Below are 17,742 nucleotides of genomic sequence, written 5' to 3'. Positions count from 1 at the left end.
AAACGCCCGGTTACATTCCGAACCCGGAAGCTAAGCCTTACAGCGCCGATGGTACTGCAGGGGGGACCCTGTGGGAGAGTAGGACGCCGCCGAACTCCTTTTAGAGCTCTGGCTCTTGGGCACACAGCCCAAGAGCCAGAGCTTTTTTGCGTTGAGGTAAGGTCAGGGGGCATCGTTGGCACGTTTCCCACAGGAGGCCCCCGGGTGGAGGTTCAGGAGACTCGCGTCCAGACGGACCGTGTGCTCACCATCCCGAACATCCTCAGCATGGCCCGCCTCATCGGCGTACCCGTCTTCCTGTGGCTGATCCTGCTCCCTGAGTTCGGTGGACCCCAGAGTGACGGCTGGGCCCTTCTGGTGCTCGCTCTGAGCGGTGTCAGCGACTATCTGGACGGCAAGCTCGCGCGGCGCTGGAACCAGATCAGCAGCCTCGGCCGGCTCCTCGATCCCGCAGCCGATCGGCTCTACATTCTCTCGACCCTGATCGGCCTCACCTGGCGTGAGATTCTGCCCCTCTGGTTGACCGCCGCACTTCTTGCGCGAGAGCTGGTTCTGCTGGTGATGGTGGGCATCCTCCGCCGGCACGGCTATCCGCCGCCCCAGGTGAACTTCCTGGGTAAGGCCGCCACCTTCAACCTGATGTACGCCTTCCCCCTGCTTCTGCTGAGTGACGGAAGCAGCTGGATCTCGTCACTGGCTGCTATTTTCGGATGGGCGTTCGCCGGATGGGGTACAACCCTGTACTGGTGGGCAGGAGTCCTCTACGTGGTACAAGTCCGCCGCCTGGTCCGTGCGGACGCCACGGCCGATTGAACTCTCGGATGGTCCTGCTGCCGTAGCGGAGCGATGGCCTGTACCGGATAAGTGCGGGACAATCCAGGCGGGGGAAGTCGGCTAGACCGTCTCTTCGAGGAGGACGCTTCCGACATGAAGGCCGTCGTGATGGCCGGAGGCGAAGGCACGCGCCTTCGCCCTATGACCTCAAGCATGCCCAAGCCGCTTCTGCCGGTGGCAAACCGGCCGATCATGGAGCATGTTCTTCGGCTGCTCAAAAGGCATGGGCTGAACGAAACAGTCGTGACCGTCCAGTTCCTGGCCTCGCTCGTCAAGAACTACTTCGGTGACGGCGAAGAGCTGGGCATGGAGCTCACCTATGCCAATGAGGAGAAGCCACTCGGTACCGCCGGGAGCGTCAAGAACGCCGAGGAGGCGCTGAAGGACGATGCCTTCCTCGTCATCTCCGGTGACGCTCTCACGGATTTCGACCTCACCGAGCTCATCAATTTCCACAAGGAGAAGGGCGCGCTGGTCACCGTCTGTCTGACGCGTGTGCCCAACCCGCTGGAATTCGGTATCACCATCGTCGACGAGGAAGGCAAGGTGGAGCGCTTCCTCGAGAAGCCCACCTGGGGCCAGGTCTTCTCCGACACGGTGAACACCGGCATCTACGTGATGGAGCCCGAGGTCTTCGACTACGTCGAGCCCGACGTGCCCGTCGACTGGTCCGGTGATGTCTTCCCGCAGCTGATGAAGGAAGGCAAGCCCGTCTACGGCTACATCGCCGAGGGCTACTGGGAGGACGTCGGCACCCACGAGAGCTATGTGAAGGCGCAGGCCGATGTCCTCGAGGGCAAGGTCGACGTCGACATCGACGGCTTCGAGATCTCCCCGGGTGTGTGGGTCGCCGAGGGCGCGGAGGTCCATTCCGACGCCGTACTCCGTGGACCTGTCTATATCGGCGACTATGCCAAGGTCGAGGCCGGAGCCGAAATCCGTGAGCACACCGTCGTGGGCTCCAACGTGGTCGTCAAGAGCGGCGCGTTCCTGCACAAGGCCGTCGTTCACGACAACGTCTACGTGGGGCCGCACAGCAATCTGCGTGGCTGCGTGGTCGGCAAGAACACCGACATCATGCGTGCGGCGCGGATCGAGGACGGGGCGGTCATCGGTGATGAGTGCCTGATCGGTGAAGAATCGATCGTCCAGGGCAATGTTCGGGTCTACCCGTTCAAGACCATCGAGGCCGGCGCCTTCGTCAACACCTCGGTGATCTGGGAATCCAGGGGCCAGGCGCACCTCTTCGGTGCCCGTGGTGTCTCCGGCATCCTCAACGTGGAGATCACGCCGGAACTCGCGGTGCGTCTCGCGGGCGCGTATGCCACGACGCTGAAGAAGGGCTCGACCGTCACCACGGCCCGGGACCACTCGCGTGGTGCTCGTGCGTTGAAGCGGGCGGTGATCTCCGCGCTGCAGGCCAGCGCGATCGACGTGCGGGACCTGGAGAACGTGCCGCTGCCCGTGGCCCGGCAACAGACTGCGCGCGGCAGTGCGGGCGGCATCATGATCCGTACCACGCCCGGGGTGCCGGACTCCGTCGACATCATGTTCTTCGACGGGAACGGCGCCGACCTGTCGCAGGGCAGCCAGCGGAAGCTGGACCGGGTGTTCGCGCGGCAGGAGTACCGCCGAGCCTTCCCCGGTGAGATCGGTGACCTGCACTTCCCGGCCAGTGTCTTCGACTCGTACACCGGGTCGCTGCTGCGGAACGTCGACACCACCGGGATCGCGGACTCCGGGCTGAAGGTCGTCGTGGACGCGTCCAACGGAAGCGCGGGACTGGTGCTGCCGAGCCTGCTCGGCAAGCTCGGGGTCGACTCGCTGACGATCAACCCCGGTCTCGACGAGTCCAGGCCGACCGAGACGGCCGACATGCGGCGGTCGGGGATGGTGCGGCTCGGGGAGATCGTGGCGTCTTCGGGAGCCGCGTTCGGTGTGCGGTTCGACCCCGTCGGTGAGCGGCTGTCGCTCGTCGACGAGAAGGGCAGGATCATCGAGGACGACCGGGCGCTGCTCGTGATGCTGGACCTCGTCGCCGCCGAGCGGCGCAGTGGACGGGTCGCGCTTCCGGTGACCACGACCCGGATCGCCGAGCAGGTGGCTGCGTACCACGGCACGCAGGTCGAGTGGACGACCACTTCTCCCGACGACCTCACGCGCGTCGGCGGCGAGGAAGGGACGATCTTCGGCGGTGACGGCAAGGGCGGCTTCATCGTCCCCGAGTTCAGCAGCGTGTACGACGCCACCGCGGCCTTCGTGCGGCTCATCGGACTCGTGGCGCGGACGCAGCTCACGCTCAGCCAGATCGACGCGCGCATTCCGCGGGCGCACGTCCTGAAGCGCGATCTGGCGACCCCGTGGGCCGTCAAGGGGCTCGTGATGCGTCGGGTCGTCGAAGCGGCCGGAGATCGCTTCGTGGACACCACGGACGGTGTGCGTGTGGTGGAGACCGACGGCCGCTGGGTGATGGTGCTGCCCGACCCGGCCGAGGCCGTCACCCACCTGTGGGCCGAGGGGCCGGACGACGCCTCCGCGCAGGCCCTGCTCGACGAATGGTCGGCGGTCGTGGACAGCGCCGGCCGGTAGAACGGGCTGCACGCGTGCGTGCCGGACAAGTGTCCCCAACGGGGCCTGTCCGGCACGCCGGTGGGCCCGTTCGGAGGTAGTGCTCGCGACGTGCGACGATGTGCGGCATGCCGCAGCAACCCCCCATTCGGAGCACACCCACGCGGCCCCGGCGCCCGGATGCGTCCATGTCGTTGCTCACCAACGTCATGGACCACAGCCTCGACGACGGCTACGCCGAGGCCGCCGAGCGCAAGAAGGCCGCGGGTGACAGCGGCATGCCGAAGACTCTCAGGGCGAAACTGGGGCTCGCCGCCGGACTGGTGCTCGCGGCCCTCGTCGTCACCGTCGGGGCGGCACAGGCGCGGGTCGCAGCCCCGGTCGTCGCCAAGGAGCGGGAAGAGCTGGTCGACCGCATCGACCGGGAGACCGAGGCGGCGGACAAGCTGGAGGACACCGTCGACGAGCTGCGCGCGGACGTGGGCGCACGACAGCGCGAGGCGCTGAAGCACAGCGGCGGCAGCGCCGACTCCGACCTGGCGGGGATCCTGTCGGGGGCGGTCGCGGTGCACGGCCCCGGTGTGAAGCTCGTGGTGAACGACGCCAAGGAAGCCGCCTCCGGTGGCGATGGCAACCCGCGGGAGACCTCCGGCTTCTCCGACACCGGCCGCGTGCGTGACCGGGACATGCAGAGGGTGGTCAACGGGCTGTGGGAGTCGGGTGCCGAGGCCGTCTCCGTCAACGGGCAGCGGTTGACGGCGCTGTCCGCGATCAGGGCCGCCGGGGACGCCATACTGGTCGACAACAAACCGCTGGTGCCGCCGTACACGGTGCTCGCGGTGGGGGACGGGCGGCGGCTGAGCACACGGTTCCAGAACAGCGCGGACGGGTTGTATCTCAACGCGCTGCAGGAGAGCTACGGCATCAGGACGAGCATCTCCGTAGAGGACGACCTCCGGCTGCCCGCCGCACCGAGTGTGATCGTACGTACAGCACAGCCGAGCACTGAGAAGAGCGAGAAGGGCACATCGTGATCGCCGTACTGGGCCTCGTCGTGGGAGTCGTGGCCGGCCTGTTGGTCCGGCCTGAGGTTCCGGCGGTGGTCGAGCCTTACCTGCCGATCGCCGTCGTGGCGGCGCTCGACGCCGTCTTCGGCGGGCTGCGGGCCATGCTCGACGGGATCTTCGACGACAAGGTCTTCGTGGTGTCGTTCCTGTCGAACGTGGTCGTGGCCGCTTTGATCGTGTTCCTGGGGGACAAGCTGGGTGTGGGTGCGCAGCTGTCCACCGGTGTGGTGGTCGTCCTCGGCATCCGGATCTTCTCCAACGCCGCGGCGATCCGCCGGCACGTGTTCCGGGCGTGAGGCCGATGAGCGAACACGACGAGAAGCCCGTCAAGCCGGTCAAGCCCGCCGATCCCGCCGAGGGGCGGGGCGACGCGCGGGACGGCAGCGGCGAGTCCGGGAACAGGTTGCGCAAGGAGCTGCCCCAGGAGGTTCCTGGGGCCGGGCCCGCGACGGCGCCCGCGGCCGGGAAGGCCCCGGCGGAGCCGGAGCCCGAGCAGGCACCGGAACCGCAGACCGAGCAGGCACTGGAACCGCAGCCCGACACCGAGCCGCGGCTGACCGGCCGGCAGCGGCTGGCACAGGGGGTGTGGCCGCCGCGTGTCACCCGGGCCCAACTCATCGTGGCCGTGCTGCTGTTCGGCCTCGGGTTCGGGCTGGCGGTGCAAGTGGCGTCGAACAGCGACAGCGACAGCGCGCTGCGTGGCGCGCGACAGGAAGATCTTGTGCGCATCCTCGATGAACTGGATGACCGTACTCAACGTCTTGAGGACGAGAAGCAGGGTCTCGAGAAGCAGCGCGACGAGCTGGAGAACAGCTCCGACCAGGCAGAAGAGGCCCGGAAGCAGACGGTCGAGAAGGAGAGGCAACTCGGCATCCTGGCGGGCACGGTGGCCGCGCAGGGGCCCGGCATCACCATGACGATCCAGGACACGAAGGGGACGGTCGAGGCGGACATGCTGCTCGACGCGATCCAGGAGCTGCGCGCGGCGGGTGCCGAGGCGATCCAGGTCAACGGTGTTCGGGTGGTCGCGGGCACGTATCTCACGGATTCGGGCAAGGGTGTGGGCGTCGACGGGAACAAGATCAACGCGCCCTATCGTTTCAAGGTCATCGGCAAGCCGCAGGACCTCGAGCCGGCGCTCAACATTCCCGGAGGCGTGGTGCAGACTCTCGAGAAGGAACAGGCAACCGTAACGATCGAGCGGTCCACCGACATCGTCGTGGACGCCTTGCGAGCAGCGAAGCGCCCTGACTACGCTCGGTCGTCCTCGCAGTGAACCGGGGGTGCATGGGCGGCGTTCGGCGAGGGCATGAGGTTGCGGGGGGTCGGCGCACCGAATGGGCGGTGCGTGGTGGAAACTGTCTGGTGCAGACGGACGTTGTCAGGATGTCCGGGTCGGCCAGAGTGTTCAGTCAGGGTTCGTCCTGCCCCACGGGCGGGTCTGTTTCGGTCAAGGGGAATCGCCCGTGAAGTTGTTTGCGAAGTTGTTCGGCAAGAGCGCGCGAGAGGGCAGTGACAACGCGACCGCTCGTCATCGCGCACAGCCTGACGCGGAGGGCCAGCGGCCGCTGTTCCGGGACCAGGTCGGCGGCCCGGGCGGCGATGTTTCCGGTGGTCAGGGCGCGCCGTCGGTTGACCCTGCACAGTCCGGCGGCATAGGTTTCGGGCAACCGTCAACCTCAAGTGCGGGTGGAGGGTTTTCCGACCCGTACGCGTCCAACGCCCCCGGTGGGCAGCCGCGGCAGGAGGATCCGATGTCGGCCCTGGTGTGTACGAGGTGCGGTAACCGCAACGCGGAGAACAGCCGTTTCTGCTCCAACTGCGGCGCGCCGCTGCGGGCGGGAGCGGCACCGGAGCGTCCGTCCGAGACGACCTCCACGATCTCCATCTCCGGTCTCGAGGCCTACGACAGCGAGACCACCGGCCAGACGCCGATGCCGACGCTGTCCCCCGAGGCGCAGGCCGCCGTCGACGCGCTGCCGCCGGGTTCCGCGCTCCTGGTCGTGCGCCGGGGGCCGAACTCGGGCAGCCGCTTCCTGCTGGACGGCGACCTGACCACGGCAGGCCGGCATCCGCAGAGCGACATCTTCCTGGACGACGTGACGGTCTCCCGGCGGCACGTGGAGTTCCGTCGAGCCCAGGACGGCTCGTTCACGGTGGCCGACGTGGGCAGTCTGAACGGCACGTACGTGAACCGGGAGCGGATCGACCAGGTCGCCCTGAACAACGGCGACGAGGTGCAGATCGGCAAGTACCGGCTGGTCTTCTACGCCAGCCAGCGGGGCTACTGACCGGCTGCGTCCGGGCAGACCCAGCGAAGGTCCATCCGTCAGGGAAGGTCCATGCTTCATACACCGAGCGGCGGTGCCGGGCACGGCACCGCCGCCACGGACAGTGGGCTGATGAGCATCGGCGCGGTGCTGAACGCGCTGCGCGGTGAGTTTCCCGAAGTGACCATCTCCAAGATCCGCTTCCTGGAGTCGGAAGGGCTCATCGAGCCGCAGCGGACCCCCTCGGGGTACCGCAAGTTCAGCGCGCATGACGTCGAGCGTCTCGGACGCGTCCTGCGGATGCAGCGGGACCACTATCTGCCCCTGAAGGTGATCCGGGAGCATCTGGAGGCCATGGAGCGTGGTGAGGCCGTGCAGCTGCCGGTCGTGGGTCGTCAGCGGGACGGCGAATCCGCGTCCGAGCCGCCCGAGCCGCCCACAGCGGCCAGGATCGGGCGGGATGAGCTGCTGACGGCCGTCGGCGTGGACGAACAGGAGCTCAAGGAGTGGGAGTCCTACGGGCTCCTCACCCCACTGGAGGACGGGGCCTACGACGCCGAGGCGGTCACCGTGGCCCTGCTCGTCGTGGAGCTCGGGCGGTTCGGGATCGAGCCGCGGCACCTGCGGGCGATGAAGGCCGCCGCCGACCGGGAGGCCGGGCTCGTGGACCAGGTGGTGGCGCCGCTGAAGCGGCACCGGAACCCGCAGACCAGGGCTCATGCCGAGGCCCGCGTCAAGGAGCTGGCGGGGCTCACGGTGAAGCTGCACGCCGCGCTGGTGCAGACGGCGCTCGGGGTGCGGCTGCCCTGAGACGGCCGGGCGTTCGGGGGCTGGATCAGGCGCCCTATCCCGGCCCGACTACCCAAACGTCCCGGGCACGGCCTAGGGTTGCTGTGTGAACGAGCTCGATGTCGTAGGTGTCCGGGTCGAAATGCCCTCCAACCAACCGATCGTGCTGCTGCGTGAAGTGGGAGGCGACCGTTACCTCCCCATCTGGATCGGACCGGGGGAGGCGACGGCGATCGCCTTCGCCCAGCAGGGCATGGCTCCCGCGCGGCCGCTGACTCACGACCTGTTCAAGGACGTGTTGGAAGCCGTCGGCCAGGAGCTCACGGAAGTGCGCATCACGGACCTGCGTGAGGGCGTCTTCTACGCGGAGCTTGTCTTCGCCAGCGGCGTCGAGGTGAGCGCCCGCCCGTCCGACGCCATAGCGCTCGCGCTGCGCACCGGGACGCCGATCTACGGCAGTGACACGGTCCTCGACGACGCGGGCATCGCGATCCCGGACGAGCAGGAGGACGAGGTGGAGAAGTTCCGCGAGTTCCTCGACCAGATTTCCCCGGAGGACTTCGGCAGCAGCAGCCAGTGAGCTCCTCGGCAGCGGCCTGAGAAAGCGTGTGGGCGGTCCGGCGGACGATGTGGTCCGTGGCAGGGCCGCCCGCCGTGTGTGACGGGTGAAATGCCCGCATGTGCCGGTGGCGTGTGAGAGCGTGACGCGGCCCGTTCCGGGCACATTCGGCTAGCCTTTCCCCGCGACGGGGCACGGGAAACCACTCTCAGGGTGATTATCACTCGGCGTGGCGAGTGTGGCGATCGTTGACGCACCCCTGGTGACTGCCTACCGTCGAGAAGGCAGGTCAAGGACGGAGGTCGGCGTGAGAAGCAGCGGCGACGGTACGGCTGGGGGCGGCCCCGAGCGCAGTCTCAGGGCGAGCGGTCCGTACCCTCCCCCCGGCTCACGGCCTCTCCCGGGAGGGGGATGCCCCCAGCCCGGTGGTGCGGCCGATCACGTTCCGCAGCGACCGACAGCGGTGCCGAGCAGCGGAGGGGCGACGTCCATGGCGTCCGAGCAGATCGGCTATCGCGGCCCCACGGCCTGTGCGGCCGCCGGTATCACCTACCGGCAGTTGGACTACTGGGCCCGCACCGGGCTCGTCGAGCCCAGTGTGCGCCCCGCCTACGGGTCCGGGACGCAGCGGCTGTACAGCTTCCGGGACGTGGTCGTCCTGAAGATCGTCAAACGGTTCCTCGACACCGGGGTGTCGCTGCAGAACATCCGCACCGCCGTTCAGCACCTCAGGGAACGCGGTTTCAGCGACCTCGAGCGCATGACGCTGATGAGTGACGGCGCGACGGTCTACGAGTGCACTTCGCCCGACGAGGTCCATGCCCTGCTCCAGGGCGGCCAGGGGGTCTTCGGGATCGCCGTCGGGGTGGTGTGGCGGGACGTCGAGAGTGCGCTGTCCCAGCTGCACGGTGAGCGGATCGACACCGGTGAGACCCTGGTCGGGCCCAACCCGGCGGACGAGCTGGCGCGCCGGCGGAACCGGGCCGTCTGAGCCGTCCTGCGGCAGGGGGGCGTAGTCGGCCGAAGGAGTCGGGACGTTTCCAGCGCCGGTCCGTAAGCGGTTTCCGGCGGGAGGGCGTCGCAGGGTGGTGAGCGGTTCGGCCGGGAGGGTTCTGCCGGATGGTGAGCGGCCTCTGCCAGGGGGCGCTGCCGGGGGTGTGGGCGGCCTCTGCGAGGGGGCGCCGGGGTTGTGGGCGGCCTCTGCGAGGGGATGCCGGGGTCGTGAGCGGTTCACCGTGAGGCGTTCAGAGCGGCAGGGCGGTGCGTTGTCAGTGGTGTAGGGCAGCATCGGGGGTGTGAGAACCTCGCCCACGATCCTGCATCTCGACATGGATGCCTTCTACGCCTCGGTGGAGCAGGCGTCCAAGCCGAGTCTGCGCGGGAAGGCCGTGGTCGTGGGCGGGCTCGGGCCGCGGGGCGTGGTGGCGACCGCGTCGTACGAGGCGCGGGTCTTCGGGGTGCATTCGGCGATGCCCATGGGACAGGCCCGGCGGCTCGCGCCCAACGCCGCGTATCTCGTGCCGCGCTTCACCTTCTACCGGTCGATCAGCGAGCGGGTGATGGAGTTGCTGCGTGCGCTGTCGCCGCTGGTGGAGCCGCTGAGCCTGGACGAGGCGTTCGTGGACCTGGAGGCCGGCGGAGTGGCGTGGGACGAGCGGTCGGCACGGCTGGCCGGGGTGAAGCTGCGCGCGGACATCCGTGCTGTCACGGGGCTCACGGGGTCGGTGGGGCTCGCCGCCTCCAAGATGCTCGCGAAGATCGCCTCGGAGGAGGCCAAACCGGACGGGCTGGTGGTGATCGAGCCGGGGACCGAGCGGGCGATGCTCGGGCCGATGTCGGTGCGGACACTGCCGGGAGTGGGGCCGGCGACGGGCGACCATCTGAGGCGGGCCGGGATCACCACGGTCGAGGAGATCGTCGAGGCGGGCGAGGACGAGCTGGTCCGGCTGCTGGGCAAGGCACACGGGCACGGTCTCTACGCCATGGCGCTGGCACGGGACGACCGGCCCGTGGTGGCGGAGCGCGAGGCGAAGTCGGTGTCGGTGGAGGACACCTACGACGTGGACATCCACGACCGCACGCGGGTCGGGCTGGAGGTGCAGCGCCTCGCCGAGCGGTGCGTGCGGCGGCTGCGCGGGTCCGGGCTCTCCGGGCGGACGATCGTGCTGAAGGTGCGGAGGTACGACTTCTCGACCCTCACCCGCTCCGAGACGCTGCGCGGGCCCACGGACGACCCCGCGGTGGTCCGCGAGGCGGCGGCCAGACTGCTCGACTCGGTCGACACGACCGGCGGGGTGCGGCTGCTCGGGGTGGGGGTCAGCGGTCTCGCCGATTACACGCAGGAGGACCTGTTCGCCCAGGCGGCGGGGGAGCGGGCGGTCGCGGAGAGTCCCGCCGAGGAGCATTCCGTGGCGCCGGCCGAGGAGCAGCCGCCGCTCGCCGAGCGGCGCTGGCCCGCCGGGCACGATGTGCGGCACGCCGAGTTCGGGCACGGCTGGGTGCAGGGCAGTGGCCTGGGGCGGGTCACCGTACGGTTCGAGACGCCCGACTCGGAGCCCGGGCGGGTGCGGACGTTCCGGGTCGACGATCCGGAGCTGGAGGCGGCGGATCCGTTGCCGTTGGTGTTACGTGGGCCGGACGGGGGAGGCGGGGGGCCCGGGGCGGGGTCTCAGGCCGTCTCGTCGGTACCGGCGAGCTTGCCGAAGTCACGGTCCGGGAGCGGGGGCGGAGCAGCGACGTCGAGACCGTAGTGGTGGTAGAGCTGCAGTTCCTGCTCGGGGGAGAGGTGGCGGCCCACACCGAAGTCGGGGGCGTCCTTGATCAGGGCGCGTTCGAAGGGGACGTGGAGGGCGCCCTCGATCAGTTCGCTGGGCTCCAGGGGGACGAAGGCGTCCCTGCTGAACAGGCCGGTCCGTATGGCCGCCCACTCCGGCTCGCCGGTGGCGTCGTCGAGGTAGACCTCGTCGATGGTGCCGATCCTGGTCCCGTTGCGGTCGAACGCCTTGCGGCCGATCAGGTTGCGCGGATCGATATCGGTTCGCACGGGCCCTCCACGTGGTCGCGACTCATACGTAGACACTACAAAACGGTACAAGCGGGGATGCGGCCACTCGAAGGTTCGTGCGTTGGCCTCGCTGGTACGCTGGCATCGGCTGTTGACCCCGTGCGGGAGAGTCCTCCAGACACCATCGGAGGCGCCGAAGGAGCAAATCCTCCCCGGAATCTCTCAGGCACACGTACCGCACGGACGAGGTCACTCTGGAAAGCAGGGCGGGTGTCGACGGCTTCCGCTCTCACCGACGGTGAAAGCCGGAGGCCTTCGGGCGATCCGGTGAAGCTCTCAGGTTGAGATGACAGAGGGGGAGGCCGTCCGGGTACCCGCGCCGTGGTGCCCCTCGCAGGTCGCGTCGACCAGGAGGCCTCCGCAATGACCGCCCACCGCATTCCGCTCTCCGAGCTCGAAGAGGCAGCGCCCTTCGAGCAGCGCCACATCGGCCCCGACCACGAGGCCTGCGCCAAGATGCTCGCGCACGTCGGTTACGGCTCGCTGGACGAGCTGACCGCCGCCGCGGTCCCCGCCGTGATCAAGAGCGCCGAGGCGCTGGACCTGCCGGGCGCCCGCAGCGAAGCCGAGGTGATCGCCGAGCTGCGCTCCCTCGCCGACCGCAACCAGGTCCTCGGCTCCATGATCGGCCTCGGGTACTACGGCACGTTCACTCCGCCGGTCATCATGCGCAACGTGATGGAGAACCCGTCCTGGTACACGGCTTACACGCCGTACCAGCCGGAGATCTCGCAGGGCCGGCTCGAGGCGCTGCTCAACTTCCAGACCATGGTCGCCGACCTGACCGGACTGCCGACCTCGGGCGCCTCCCTGCTCGACGAGGGCACCGCGGCCGCCGAGGCCATGGCGCTGTCGCGGCGCCTGGGCAAGAACAAGAAGGGCCTGTTCCTGGTCGACGCGGACACGCTCCCGCAGACCATCGCCGTGATCCAGACCCGCGCCGAGCCGACCGGCGTCGAGATCGTCGTCGCCGACCTCAGCGAGGGCATCCCCGCCGAGATCGCCGAGCGCGAGATCAACGGCGTGCTGCTCCAGTACCCGGGCGCCTCCGGTGCCGTGCGGGACATCAAGCCGGTCATCGACCGGGCGCACGAGCTCGGCGCGCTCGTCACCGTCGCCGCCGATCTGCTGGCGCTGACGCTGCTGAAGTCGCCCGGTGAGCTCGGGGCGGACATCGCCGTCGGCACGACGCAGCGCTTCGGTGTGCCCATGGGCTTCGGCGGACCGCACGCCGGCTACATGGCGGTCCAGGACAAGATGGCGCGCAGCCTGCCCGGGCGGCTCGTCGGCGTGTCCGTGGACGCCGACGGGAACAAGGCCTACCGGCTGGCCCTGCAGACGCGTGAACAGCACATCCGCCGCGAGAAGGCGACCAGCAACATCTGCACCGCGCAGGTGCTGCTCGCCGTCATGGCCGGCATGTACGCCGTCTATCACGGTCCGGAGGGCCTGAAGGGCATCGCGCGGCGCACCCACCGGTACGCCACGGTCCTCGCCGCCGGGCTCGCGGGCGGCGGGGTCGAGGTCGTGCACGGGGCCTACTTCGACACGGTGACCGTGCGTGTCGAGGGCCGGGCCGCCGAGGTCGTGGCCGCCGCGCGGGACCACGGGGTCAACCTGCGCCTCGTCGACGCCGACCACGTCTCCATCGCCTGCGACGAGACCACGACGCGGGCCCAGCTGCGTGCCGTATGGGCCGCCTTCGGTGTCGAGGGCGTCGTCGAGGCGCTGGACGCTGCCACCGGGGACGGACTCCCGGCCGCACTGCTGCGCAGCGACGACTACCTGACGCACCCCGTCTTCCACCAGCACCGCTCCGAGACCGCCATGCTGCGTTACCTGCGCAAGCTGGCCGACCGGGACTACGCGCTCGACCGCGGCATGATCCCGCTGGGCTCCTGCACCATGAAGCTCAACGCGACCACCGAGATGGAGCCGGTCACCTGGCCCGAGTTCGGGCAGCTGCACCCCTTCGCGCCCGCCGAGCAGGCCGGGGGCTACCTCACCCTCATCCACGAGCTGGAGGACCGGCTCGCCGAGGTCACCGGCTACGACAAGGTGTCCCTCCAGCCGAACGCCGGGTCGCAGGGGGAGCTGGCCGGGCTGCTCGCCGTCCGCGGGTACCACCGGGCCAACGGGGACGAGCAGCGCACCGTCTGCCTGATCCCGTCGTCCGCGCACGGCACCAACGCCGCCAGTGCGGTGATGGCGGGGATGAAGGTCGTGGTCGTGAAGACCGCCGGGGACGGCGAGATCGACGTCGAGGACCTGCGGGCGAAGATCGAGCAGTACCGCGACGAGCTGGCCGTGCTGATGATCACGTACCCGTCCACGCACGGTGTGTTCGAGGAGCACGTCTCCGAGATCTGCGCGCAGGTGCACGAGGCGGGTGGGCAGGTCTACGTCGACGGGGCCAATCTCAACGCGCTCGTCGGGCTCGCCAAGCCGGGGCACTTCGGCGGTGACGTCTCGCACCTGAACCTGCACAAGACCTTCTGCATCCCGCACGGCGGCGGCGGTCCCGGCGTCGGCCCGGTCGCGGTGCGCGAGCACCTCGCGCCCTACCTGCCGAACCACCCGCTGCAGCCCGAGGCCGGACCCGAGACGGGCGTCGGCCCCATCTCGGCGGCCCCCTGGGGCTCCGCCGGCATCCTGCCCATCTCGTGGGCGTACGTCCGGCTCATGGGCGGCGAGGGGCTGAAGCGGGCCACGCAGGTGGCCGTGCTCAGCGCCAACTACATCGCCAAGCGGCTGGAGCCGCACTACCCGGTGCTCTACACCGGTCCCGGTGGTCTTGTCGCCCACGAGTGCATCATCGACCTGCGGCCGCTGACCAAGGCGACCGGCGTGAGCGTCGACGACGTCGCCAAGCGGTTGATCGACTACGGCTTCCACGCGCCGACCATGTCGTTCCCGGTGGCCGGCACGCTGATGATCGAGCCGACCGAGTCGGAGGACCTGGCCGAGCTGGACCGGTTCTGCGAGGCGATGATCGCCATCCGGGCGGAGATCGAGAAGGTCGGCTCCGGCGAGTGGCTCGCGGACGACAACCCGCTGCGCGGCGCCCCGCACACCGCCGGTGCGCTGGCCGGGGAGTGGGAGCACGCCTACAGCCGCGAGGAGGCCGTCTTCCCCGCCGGGGTGTCGACCGCCGACAAGTACTGGCCGCCGGTCCGCCGCATCGACCAGGCCTTCGGTGACCGGAACCTGGTGTGCTCCTGCCCGCCGTTGGACGCGTACGAGGACTGATCGGCCGACCGGTCACAGGGAGGGGCTCCGCGGTGCGGGGCCCCTCTCGCCGTTCACGGCCGCGTCATGCGGTGGCGAGTGACACCTCGGTCGCCTTGATCAGAGCGACGACCGGGATCCCGGGCGACAGCGCCAGGTCTTCCGCGGCATCCCTGGTGATCGCGGAGGTCAGCTCGCCGCCCTCGACCGTGAGGCGGACCGACACCATCGCCTCGCCGACGGCGAGGTCCGTGACCCTACCGGGGAGCTGGTTGCGGATCGACAGGCCCTCGATGGGCGCGGTGGCCAACGAGACCTCCGTGGACTTCAGCAGGGCGCGCACGGCGGTGCCAGGAGCGAGACGGAGCTCTTCCGCTGCCTCGCGGGTGATCGCCGCGGTGAGGTCCTGGCCGCCGGTGAGGCGGACCCTGACCGTCGCCATGGCCTCGCCGGAGGTGACGGCGGAGACGGTGCCGGGGAGCTGGTTGCGGATGCTCAGGCTCATGAGTTGCACGGTAGCCCCGGTGGGCGGATCGGGACGGTATGTGGGGGCGTGCGTCGCCCTTCCCGACCCCGCCTCAGACGCGGTCGATCTTCCCGGCCCCGCCTCAGACGCGGTCGATATGGACGTTCGTCGACTTCACGCGGGCCGTCGCCTCCATGCCGACCTCCAGGCCCAGTTCCTCCACCGCCTCGCGGGTGAGCAGTGAGACGAGCCGGTGGGGGCCGGCCTGGATCTCGACCTGGGCGGCGACGTCGCCGAGCTTGATCGCGGTGACGATGCCCGGGAAGGCGTTGCGGGCCGAGGTGTACGGGGTGCCCTCCTCGACGGTGCCGGACCGGGCGAGCTCGACGGAGAAGGCGGCCAGGTCCCGCCCGTCGATGAGCCGTCGCCCGGCCTCGTCGCGATGGGTCGTGATGCGACCCGCGTCGGCCCAGCGGCGGGCGGTGTCCGGGCTGACGCCGAGCAGCCGTGCTGCCTGGCCGATCGTGTAGGACTGCATGCCGGTCACGATAGGCGCGGGGGAGGGCGGAGGGGGATGCGGGCTGCCCCTCGGTGCAACGCGTATGGCGTGACTGCTCGAAGGGTCTGACTCACCCCACGTGCACCCTCGGCCGCCGCTTACGGTCCGGCTCCGCCTCCCGCAGGACCTCGCGGGTCACCGGGGCGACCTCGCCCTGGCCGAACAGGAAGAAACGCAGGAAGTTCGCGAAGGGCCCGCCCTCGGTCCACTCGAAGTAGATGTGCGGGGTCCGGCCGGTCGTGTCGCGAACGTGCAGCAGCAGCGCGGCCAGGGCGTTGGGGATGGAGGACGACTCCAGGGTCAGGACGCGGTAGCGGCCGTGCAGCACCTCGCCGCGTACGGTCAGACCCGCCTCGAACTCGGACGGGTCGGTCACCGTCACCTCGACGAAGACGAAGTCCTCCTGGGGAGGTACGTCGTTGTCGTGCCGGATCTGCTCGATCTTGTCGCGGTACTCGGCGATGTCACGTCGGTCGGGCTCGTTGGCGATGAACCGTATCCGGCGGCTGGCCATGTCACGGATGAAGCGCTCCGCCATGTCGTCCAGCGTCACGCTGGTCACGCGCAGCTCGAACGCCCGGGCCAGGCGTGACAACAGGGAGACCAGGGTGATGCCGGCGATGAAGCAGGCTCCGATCTTCACGCCGTCCGGGCGCTCGATGACGTTGAGCACGGTCGTGTAGAGGAACACCGCGGAGATCACCGCGAAGGCGATCGTCCAGTTCCGCTGCCGGGCCTTGCGGGCGGCGATGGTCACCGCGATCGCCGCTGAGCTGATGAGGACCAGCACACCGGTGGCGTAGGCGCCGCCCTGGGCGTTGACGTCGGCGTCGAAGATCCAGGTGACCAGGAAGGCGATCAGGGTGAAGACGATGACCATGGGCCGTACCGCACGGGCCCAGTGCGGGGCCATGCCGTAGCGGGGAAGGTAGCGCGGCATCAGGTTGAGCAGGCCGGCCATCGCGGACGCGCCGGCGAACCAGAGGATGGCGATCGTCGAGACGTCGTAGACCGTGCCGAAGGTGTTGCCGAGGTAGTCGTGCGCCAGGTAGGCGAGCGCACGGCCTTTGGCCTGGCCGCCCGCCTCGAACTCCTTCTCCGGGATGAGAAGGGTGGTGATGAAGCTGGTGGTGATCAGGAAGACGCTCATGATCAGGGCGGCCGTGGTGAGCAGCTTCTTCGTGTCGCGGATGCGTCCGGCCGGCCGTTCCTCCGTGTCGTCCGCATCGCCCTTGACATGCGGCATCACGGCGACGCCCGTCTCGAACCCGGAGAGACCGAGGGCCAGTTTCGGGAAGACGAGCAGGGCGACGCCGATCATGGCGAAGACGTTGCTGTGCTGGGCGGTGAGGGCGCTCGACCAGTCGGTGATCACATGACCGGCCGTGATGACGTGGTAGAGGCCGACGACCACCACGACCGCGTTCAGCGCGAGGTAGGCACCGACGAGGGCGACCGCGACACCGATCGCCTCCAGGAAGCCCTTGAGGAACACCGCGCCCAGCAGCGCCACCAGGACCAGGGTGATCAGCAACTGCTTGTCGTGCAGCACACCCGTCAGATGCGGGTTCTCCACGAGGTGGGTGGAGGCGTCCGCGGCCGACAGGGTGATGGTGATGAGGAAGTCGGTCGCGGCGAAGCCCAGCAGGGTCAGGACGAACAGCTTGCCCTGCCAGAAGGAGAGCAGCCGCTCCAGCATGGCGATCGAGCCTTCGCCGTGAGGGCTCTCCTCGGCCACGCGGCGGTACACGGGCAGGGCGCCTGCCAGCGTGACGACGACCAGGACGATGGTCGCGATCGGCGACAGCAGTCCGGCGGCGAGGGCCGCGATACCCGGCTGGTACCCGAGGGTCGAGAAGTAGTCGACACCGGTCAGGCACATCACCCGCCACCAGCGCTGTCCCCGGTGCGGAGGCTCCGGTTCGGCGTGCGGCCCGGTGTGTCCACCGCCCTTGCCCATGTCCGACAGGCCCTCCAGCATCCAGGCGCGCAGGCGGCTGGGCGCAGAAGGCTCCCGACGGCTCGGTGCCGGGTGCTCGGTGGTGGCCATGGACGTGCTCCCGATCGTGCGGCTCAGCGTGTTTCCGGCCATCACTGGACGGCGCGATCAGCGTAAGCGGAGCGTGACGCCATGGCCCATGAACGAAGGGGCTGAGCGCGTCAAGCTTCCGTTAAGACTGACGGCCGGGGCGGCTGCGGCCCTCAAAACACGAGCTGAGCGCGCGTCGGACGGCGTTGCCGCCAAGGGTGCGGGTGCACCCTCGTCGACTCGCTGGCGGACACCCTGCGTGATCAGGACGGAGTCGACTTCGTAACGTTCGTCTTCGAACTCGAATGT

General features: G+C 69.3%; 15 protein-coding genes, 1 rRNA gene and 1 riboswitch. Of the genes, 12 read left to right on the top strand and 4 right to left on the bottom strand.

The window, feature by feature from the left end; translation table 11 throughout:
- The 11 genes from rrf to ACZ7EG_RS33155 form a co-directional block, all read left to right on the top strand.
- Positions 1–95 (top strand): 5S ribosomal RNA (gene rrf, locus ACZ7EG_RS33205); the annotation flags it as partial.
- Between the two features lie 109 nt (positions 96–204).
- Positions 205–813 (top strand): CDP-alcohol phosphatidyltransferase family protein, encoded by a 609-nt coding sequence (locus tag ACZ7EG_RS33200; protein WP_471087153.1) that lies wholly within the window; start codon positions 205–207, stop codon positions 811–813.
- 114 nt (positions 814–927) lie between these two features.
- Positions 928–3,423 (top strand): sugar phosphate nucleotidyltransferase, encoded by a 2,496-nt coding sequence (locus ACZ7EG_RS33195; RefSeq protein ID WP_471087150.1) that lies wholly within the window; start codon positions 928–930, stop codon positions 3,421–3,423.
- 98 nt (positions 3,424–3,521) lie between these two features.
- Positions 3,522–4,436: a DUF881 domain-containing protein gene (locus ACZ7EG_RS33190; protein ID WP_471087147.1), complete on the top strand. Its 915-nt coding sequence runs from the start codon at positions 3,522–3,524 to the stop codon at positions 4,434–4,436.
- Positions 4,433–4,765: a small basic family protein gene (locus tag ACZ7EG_RS33185; RefSeq protein ID WP_003988855.1), complete on the top strand. Its 333-nt coding sequence runs from the start codon at positions 4,433–4,435 to the stop codon at positions 4,763–4,765. Before ACZ7EG_RS33190 ends, ACZ7EG_RS33185 begins: the two co-directional genes overlap by 4 nt.
- Before the next feature lie 5 nt (positions 4,766–4,770).
- Positions 4,771–5,745 carry a DUF881 domain-containing protein gene (locus ACZ7EG_RS33180; RefSeq protein ID WP_471087144.1) on the top strand — a complete coding sequence of 325 codons (975 nt, stop codon included), beginning with the start codon at positions 4,771–4,773 and terminating at the stop codon, positions 5,743–5,745.
- A 61-nt stretch (positions 5,746–5,806) separates the two neighbouring features.
- On the top strand, positions 5,807–6,760 hold the full coding sequence (locus ACZ7EG_RS33175; RefSeq protein WP_471087141.1) for an FHA domain-containing protein: 954 nt from the start codon (positions 5,807–5,809) through the stop codon (positions 6,758–6,760).
- 51 nt (positions 6,761–6,811) lie between these two features.
- Positions 6,812–7,549, top strand: a complete 738-nt coding sequence (gene ftsR / locus ACZ7EG_RS33170; protein ID WP_471087138.1) for a transcriptional regulator FtsR — start codon at positions 6,812–6,814, stop codon at positions 7,547–7,549.
- Between the two features lie 85 nt (positions 7,550–7,634).
- Positions 7,635–8,108: a bifunctional nuclease family protein gene (locus tag ACZ7EG_RS33165; RefSeq protein ID WP_003988851.1), complete on the top strand. Its 474-nt coding sequence runs from the start codon at positions 7,635–7,637 to the stop codon at positions 8,106–8,108.
- Between the two features lie 286 nt (positions 8,109–8,394).
- The gene (locus ACZ7EG_RS33160; protein WP_471087134.1) at positions 8,395–9,078 is read left to right on the top strand and encodes a MerR family transcriptional regulator; all 684 of its coding nucleotides are present in this window, start codon (positions 8,395–8,397) and stop codon (positions 9,076–9,078) included.
- A 304-nt stretch (positions 9,079–9,382) separates the two neighbouring features.
- Positions 9,383–10,837 carry a DNA polymerase IV gene (locus ACZ7EG_RS33155; RefSeq protein WP_471087131.1) on the top strand — a complete coding sequence of 485 codons (1,455 nt, stop codon included), beginning with the start codon at positions 9,383–9,385 and terminating at the stop codon, positions 10,835–10,837.
- Here ACZ7EG_RS33155 and ACZ7EG_RS33150 read toward each other — a convergent pair.
- Entirely contained in the window at positions 10,756–11,130 is a 375-nt protein-coding gene (locus ACZ7EG_RS33150; protein ID WP_189593721.1) for a PRC-barrel domain-containing protein, read from the bottom strand. The genes ACZ7EG_RS33155 and ACZ7EG_RS33150 overlap by 82 nt on opposite strands.
- 113 nt (positions 11,131–11,243) lie before the next feature.
- Positions 11,244–11,339: riboswitch (glycine riboswitch) on the top strand.
- Positions 11,340–11,514: 175 nt separating this feature from the next.
- Between ACZ7EG_RS33150 and gcvP the strand changes: the two genes are divergently transcribed.
- Complete coding sequence (gcvP, locus tag ACZ7EG_RS33145; RefSeq protein WP_471087127.1) at positions 11,515–14,400, top strand: aminomethyl-transferring glycine dehydrogenase; 2,886 nt, start codon at positions 11,515–11,517, stop codon at positions 14,398–14,400.
- Between the two features lie 64 nt (positions 14,401–14,464).
- Here gcvP and ACZ7EG_RS33140 read toward each other — a convergent pair whose 3' ends face one another.
- The 3 genes from ACZ7EG_RS33140 to ACZ7EG_RS33130 form a co-directional block, all read right to left on the bottom strand.
- Positions 14,465–14,884 (bottom strand): TOBE domain-containing protein, encoded by a 420-nt coding sequence (locus ACZ7EG_RS33140; protein ID WP_471087124.1) that lies wholly within the window; start codon positions 14,882–14,884, stop codon positions 14,465–14,467.
- Positions 14,885–14,987: 103 nt separating this feature from the next.
- Entirely contained in the window at positions 14,988–15,383 is a 396-nt protein-coding gene (locus ACZ7EG_RS33135; protein WP_471087121.1) for a TOBE domain-containing protein, read from the bottom strand.
- A 91-nt stretch (positions 15,384–15,474) separates the two neighbouring features.
- Complete coding sequence (locus ACZ7EG_RS33130) at positions 15,475–17,454, bottom strand: APC family permease (protein ID WP_471087118.1); 1,980 nt, start codon at positions 17,452–17,454, stop codon at positions 15,475–15,477.
- Positions 17,455–17,742: the final 288 nt, after the last annotated feature.

This window comes from Streptomyces sp. NPDC037100 (assembly GCF_055606225.1).
Note: the sequence above shows the minus strand (reverse complement) of the source record. Positions and strands in the feature narration are given on the sequence as shown.